The organism is Daejeonella rubra (genome assembly GCF_900103545.1).
GTDB lineage: Bacteria > Bacteroidota > Bacteroidia > Sphingobacteriales > Sphingobacteriaceae > Daejeonella > Daejeonella rubra.
This window is the reverse complement of the sequence record NZ_FNHH01000055.1, coordinates 1-6,217: the sequence shown is the minus strand read 5'-3', so window position 1 is coordinate 6,217 and position 6,217 is coordinate 1. Positions and strand designations below refer to the sequence as shown.

Annotated in this window: 4 protein-coding genes; 2 read left to right on the top strand and 2 right to left on the bottom strand. The window is 39.5% G+C overall.

Annotated features, from left to right (window positions below; translation table 11 throughout):
• Positions 1 to 279: 279 nt before the first annotated feature.
• Both BLR27_RS18195 and BLR27_RS18190 read right to left on the bottom strand, forming a co-directional pair.
• Positions 280 to 1,584 (bottom strand): porin family protein, encoded by a 1,305-nt coding sequence (locus BLR27_RS18195; RefSeq protein ID WP_090707287.1) that lies wholly within the window; start codon positions 1,582 to 1,584, stop codon positions 280 to 282.
• The gene (locus BLR27_RS18190; RefSeq protein WP_245704552.1) at positions 1,532 to 2,170 is read right to left on the bottom strand and encodes an RNA polymerase sigma factor; all 639 of its coding nucleotides are present in this window, start codon (positions 2,168 to 2,170) and stop codon (positions 1,532 to 1,534) included. Before BLR27_RS18190 ends, BLR27_RS18195 begins: the two co-directional genes overlap by 53 nt.
• A gap of 250 nt (positions 2,171 to 2,420) precedes the next feature.
• On the opposite strand from BLR27_RS18190, the gene BLR27_RS18185 reads away from it, so the two are divergent.
• Together BLR27_RS18185 and BLR27_RS18180 are read left to right on the top strand one after the other, a co-directional pair.
• The gene (locus BLR27_RS18185; protein ID WP_090707283.1) at positions 2,421 to 5,450 is read left to right on the top strand and encodes a DNA gyrase/topoisomerase IV subunit A; all 3,030 of its coding nucleotides are present in this window, start codon (positions 2,421 to 2,423) and stop codon (positions 5,448 to 5,450) included.
• Positions 5,451 to 5,809: 359 nt separating this feature from the next.
• Entirely contained in the window at positions 5,810 to 6,145 is a 336-nt protein-coding gene (locus BLR27_RS18180) for a TolC family protein (RefSeq protein ID WP_090707289.1), read from the top strand.
• Positions 6,146 to 6,217: the final 72 nt, after the last annotated feature.

The window sequence follows — 6,217 nt, the reverse complement described above, 5'->3', positions numbered from 1 at the left end:
TTAATTCCCGGAGAACACCTTAATTTGCCTTTGCCCTTGTAACTATTGTAAAACACAAGTTCTATACTCTGTTTTACTTTTACAAGTCTAAAGGAAAACACCAACCAGAGGGGAATTCAGATCGAAAATACTGATTGGTAATCACACCACCTTGAGGGAAAATGCATTAATGAATTGATAATTTAGATTACAATAAAATTTCTCTAACCTCCCAGTGTCCACCGCTGGGGAATTAAGGGGGGTGGTTCTCTATTTCAGAAGGGCTTTCCTCAAAACAATTTACTTTTCCCTTCCCGATCCGAAAAACTTAGCTTTTTTCTTCATGGAATAGTTTAGCTGTAAGCCTAAACCGAAAGATCTCAGATCTGTTTCGCCTTGTCCGATACCTGTTAGGGGCAATTTGGCATAAGGCTGTATGATAATACTGCTCTGTTTAGTTAGTGGCTTTTCCAATCCGACAGCTAAATTGATCACACTCAAAACATGCTTGTTTGAATTTTTTATTGTGTATGACCTGCCGCTGGCAGGGTAGGCTGGTGTGGGATTGTAAATGAAGTTATACTTCTCTGAAAGCATGAAATAAGATGATAGTCCGGCAGAGGCCAATAAGTTAGTCTCAGGTCCGCTTTTGACCAATAGATTGAGATTTAGAGGAATATCGATCACTTTGCAGTCTGCTTCGATCTTTTTTGAATAGCTTGTCCAGGTAGCAAAAGGTTTCTCCTGAGTTTTATAAGATGCTTTATCTGAAGTGTATTGTTTTTGCGAATAGTACAGGCCAGTTGAAGCAGAAATGGTTTTAGTGATCTTGTAATTGATTCCCATTCCAAGGCTATATCCAAAGAGACTGTTAGTGATTCCGTTAACTGAGTTAAAATCGGATGCAAATGCCATGCTGATTCCCCATTTTTTAGTTGGATACGAAATTTCAAGCTTTTTCTTTGAAGGGATGCTATCTGGTTTCTGTGTGGCCTGATCAGCAATAATTGTAGGTTCTGTATTCAGCACGATCGCCTCCTGCGTATTGATTTCCTGAAGCAATTCTGCATTAATAGCAGCTATGCTATCCTTAAGTACTTCAGGCTTCATGATCTGGTTGTCCTGAGCATCAGCCTTGAAAATCGGTTTGATGCTCAGGGAAGACAGTAATGTGTTTTGTTCAGATTCTAAAGGTATTGCGGTAATTTTTTTAGGGTATTTCAGCCTGACTCTGCTAAGGAGCTGATTGGGACTCTGTTTTGTAATAGCCAGTTCAACTTCTTTTGCAGGTAGTTTGCTTTGCGTCTGAGCCGGGTTTTGTTTTGTTAAATTCGGTTCAACTGCTTTTTCGGGTATTTTGTTTTGTGCCTGTGGTACAGGTGCAACTTTGGAGTTGTCATAAAACCAGACTGAAAAGAAAATAAGTAAAGCCGCAGCAACTCCTGCAGGCCAGTAAAGCCATGCAATAACAGGCCTGCTTTTAGGCTGATCTTTCAAAAGGTGCTCCATATCTTTCCAGTCTTTCTCGTTTGGAGAAAGATCAGGAACAGATTCAAGTGCCTGCTTGAAAAATGTGTCTGTCTTGTTGGGATTTAAATTGTTCATTGATAATTATTGCACCATTAGATGCGCTGTTTAATGCTGTTATTTTATTTTGTTCTTCAAGCATTATTCTAAGTTTTTGTCTCGCCTTGAATAAGTTTGATTTAGATGTACCTATAGAAATTCCTAATTGTTCTGATATTTCCTCATGTGAAAATCCATCAATAGCAAATAAGTTAAATACTGCCCGGTAACCAGGTGGTAGTGTTTGAATAATTTTGATCAGATCCTCATAGTTTAGTTTACTATTGATTTCAGGATCCTCTCCTGAAATTTCCAGTTCTGTTACATCGCTTGTTATCGGTTGCCTCAATTGACTTCGGTAGTGATCAATAGCTGTATTGGTCATAATACGGGATAGCCATGGTAAAAATGGCTTGGAAGGGTCAAAACTTTCCAGGCGTGTAAGCACCTTTAAAAAACCATCATTTAATATTCCAACTGCCTCATCCCGATCCTTTGAGTATCTCAGACAAATTCCCATAGCAAAGCCATAGAAACCGTAATACAGTTTCTTTTGGCTTCCCGGTTCGCCATTGATGCAATCCATGCGAAGTTTATCGGGCAATTGCTGCAGCGAATTACTCAATTTTATATCTCTTTATAATGTACACGATCTAATTGGTCAAATGGTTGCCTTGCACAGTTAATTTATTTAATTTACTAAAAATCAGATAGATGGTCAGATTTATTTTTTTTAGGACTTTCAGGTATCGGCGGTTACTGAAAATTTGAAATGTTCTTTTGGAATTAATATTATTAAGACCTGTTAAAAACTTCCCGCCTACATTTTCCCGCGATAACTTATATTTACAATTCGATAGTACATCATTATTAGGATGAGTGAAGAAATAGAAAATACTGAAGGCGAAAACACAAAGAATGAAGGTTTACATAATGTGATATCGCTTTCCGGTTTATATGAAAACTGGTTTTTAGATTATGCATCCTATGTAATTCTGGATCGTGCGGTACCTCATATTCATGATGGACTAAAGCCGGTGCAACGCCGTATTTTACATTCGCTCAAGGAAATGGATGATGGGCGCTTCAATAAGGCGGCCAACGTAATAGGTAATACCATGAAGTATCATCCTCACGGAGATGCTTCTATCGGTGATGCAATGGTTCAGATCGGACAAAAGAATTTACTGATCGACACTCAGGGAAACTGGGGTGACCCGATAACCGGTGATTCTGCGGCAGCTCCCCGTTATATCGAGGCCAGATTATCCAAATTCGCTATTGAGGTTGTTTTCAATCCGGATACTACCGAATGGCAGAGCAGTTATGACGGAAGAAATAAGGAACCGGTTACGCTGCCTGTTAAATTTCCTCTTTTGCTTGCACAGGGTGCTGACGGCATTGCTGTTGGACTGGCGACCAAGATCATGCCCCATAATTTCATTGAACTGATCGATGCCTCCATTGAAGTATTGAAAGGGAATCGACCTGATCTGCTGCCTGATTTTCAGATGGGTGGTATGGCCGATTTTAGCAATTATAGTGAAGGTATGCGTGGTGGGAAGATCAGGGTGCGCGCAAAGATCGTTGAGCGGGATAAAAAAACGCTTGCTATAACCGAGATACCTTATACAACAACTACCGGCGGACTAATAGACAGCGTGATCGCTGCCAATGATAAGGGTAAGATCAAGATCAAGAAGATCGAGGATAACACGGCTAAAAATGTGGAGATCATCATTCATCTCGCTCCCGGGATATCTCCGGATGTGACTATTGATGCACTTTACGCTTTTACAGACTGCGAAGTCTCAATTTCTCCGAACACCTGTATTATTAAAGGCGATAAGCCTTACTTCATGAGTGTGAATGATATTCTGATTGAGAGTACGCATCATACAAAAAACCTCCTGAAGCAGGAACTTGAAATAAAACTTGCTGAGCTGAAGGAAAAGATATTTTTCAGTTCATTGCTTAAGATCTTCATACAGGAAGGGATGTATAAGAATCCAGAGTATGAAAGTTCAGGTAATTTCGATACTGTGGTAGAGGTATTAAACAAACTTTTCGAGCCTTTCTTTCCGCAGTTTTATCGGGAAATTCTTGCGGAGGACTATAAAAAGCTGATCGATAAGCCAATGAGCAGTATTACCCGCTTTGACCTTAAAAAGTCAGACGAGCAATTACTGTCGCTGGAGAGTGATATTAAAGAAGTAAATAAATACCTGAGGCACTTAACGGACTATGCCATTGCCTGGTTTGAGAAGTTAAAAGCTAAATACGGGAATGGGAGGGAGCGTAAAACGGAGATCAGGGCGTTTGACAAAGTTGAGGCGTCCAAAGTTGCTTTGGCCAATGTTAAGCTGTACATGAACCGTGAAGATGGCTTTATTGGTACAGGATTGCGTAAAGATGAATTTGTATGTGATTGTTCCGATCTGGATGAAGTAATCGTTTTTAGGGAAGATGGTAAGTTCAATGTATCTAAAGTCGCTGAAAAGACCTTCGTAGGGAAGGGGATATTGCATGCTCAGGTATTCAAAAAGAATGATGAGCGTACGGTCTATAATTTGATCTACAAAGATGGTGAAAGTGGCACTTCCTATATCAAACGATTCTCGGTATTGGGTGTTACCAGGGAGAAAGAATACGATCTGACCAAGGGTGGGAAGGGCTCAAAAGTATTATACTTTACCGCAAATCCGAATGGAGAGGCTGAAATTGTCAATATTCAGTTAAAACCACATTCCAAGCTTAAAAAGTTGCAGTTCGACCTTGATTTTGCAGATCATGTGATCAAAGGCCGAAGCTCGATGGGTAATATCGTTACTAAGTATCCTGTTAAGAAAGTAGTTCTGAAGAGTAAGGGAGTTTCAACATTATCCGGACGTAAGATCTGGTATGATGAGATTTTGAAGCGACTCAATGTTGATGGACGAGGAAAATATCTGGGTGAGTTTGATGGTGACGACAGGATCCTGACAGTGAATCAGCAGGGAGTTTACGAGCTCAGCAGCTTTGACCTGAGCAATCATTTCGATGATAAGTTATTATTGATTGAGAAATACAATCCTGAGAAGGTCTTTTCTGTGATCTATCTGGAGGGTAAATCAGGAAGCCATTATCTGAAGCGATTTGTTTTCGAAAATACCTCAATCGGAAAGAAAACCAGTGTGATCAGTGAAGAGCCCGGTTCAAAATTGTTCTTTATTTCAGGTCATTCAAAACCGAAGATCAGGCTTGAGATATTAAAAGGCAAAACAAAAATTTCTGAAATTTCTGAGATCGAACTTGCTGATGCAATTGAGGTGAAGGGAATGAAGGCCATGGGTAACAGGCTTAGTCCGCATGAAGTAAAAAATATTGAAATTCTCCATTCACCTGTTGAAGAGGAGGAAGATGAAATAGTGGTAGAGGTTTCAGATATTCCAACCCCTGTGACGGAGGCCCCGGGATTACATCAGGCAACTCCGGTTTCTGTTCTTGCCAGAGATATTGAAGTTCTGGAGGAAGAAATATCTGAAGATTCCGGAGAGCCGTCCGAAACTCGTGAAATGGATGATCCAGAGGAGGATATATCGCCGAAGGTTGAGGTAATACCGGAGGTTCAGATCGAAAGTTCCAAGGAACCTGTAATTACCACACAAACTGAAGATTCAGAAGAGGAAAATGCTCCAGAGCCAGAAATTATTCCGGAAGTTCAGATCGATAGTTCTAAAGAACCAGACAGGTCAGCTAAAGCAAAAAAAACAGAGGATAGTTCCGAGACTGCGGCTGAAATAATCCCTGAGGTTCAGGCTGAAAGTTCTAAAGAGCCAGAAAAACCAGTTAAGAAAATTGATTTTGAGATCACTAATCCGGATGATCTGGATATTGATGATAAAGGACAGTTGGGATTGTTCTAATATATTTTACAGGCATCTCTACTGCTCAATAGCAATAGAGATGCCTTCAATAATGAAAGTTTAAGTTCTTTTGATTCACTCTTCCTGCATCCCGCATTTCGGCATGGATGAAAGCATATTATGCTCCATTTACCACCTTCTGAATCATAAAGTCATGGACCCTTAATAGTTGATCACTCTATTTTGTTGAAATTGCCTTATTATTTATCTGATATTTCTTTTAAATAGATTCAATGCTTCTTCCCGTAAATAAAAATCACAGTTTTTAACTTTCAATTAGATGAATTTCAATTGTGACAATTGTTACCATATGCACCTTTTAGGGCAGGTACTTTTGTATGTCAATCAAGCTCATCAATATGAAGAGAATAAAAAACATCTTACTTTCCGGAATAATATTATTTCCGGTACTGGCCTCAGCTCAGGATACGATAAGTATTTCCAAAAAGGACATCTGGCAAAAGGTCTCTGAAAAAAACCTTCAGCTCAGGATCTCTGAGCAGGATTACAAATCGGCCCAGGCAGATTACAGGCAATCAAATGCGCTGTTTTTACCAGACGTTTCTGTTTCACATACCGGAACATCAACCACTAACCCATTAATGGCTTTTGGTTCCAAGCTTAATCAGGAGATATTAACTTCCTCAGATTTTAATCCTGCCTTGTTAAATGAGTGGCTGTTGCACAACTATTAAGATTATTCTACTAAAAAGTTTTAGGTTTTACGATTTAGCTTTTTAGTGTTAGTATAATTTATACATAATCTT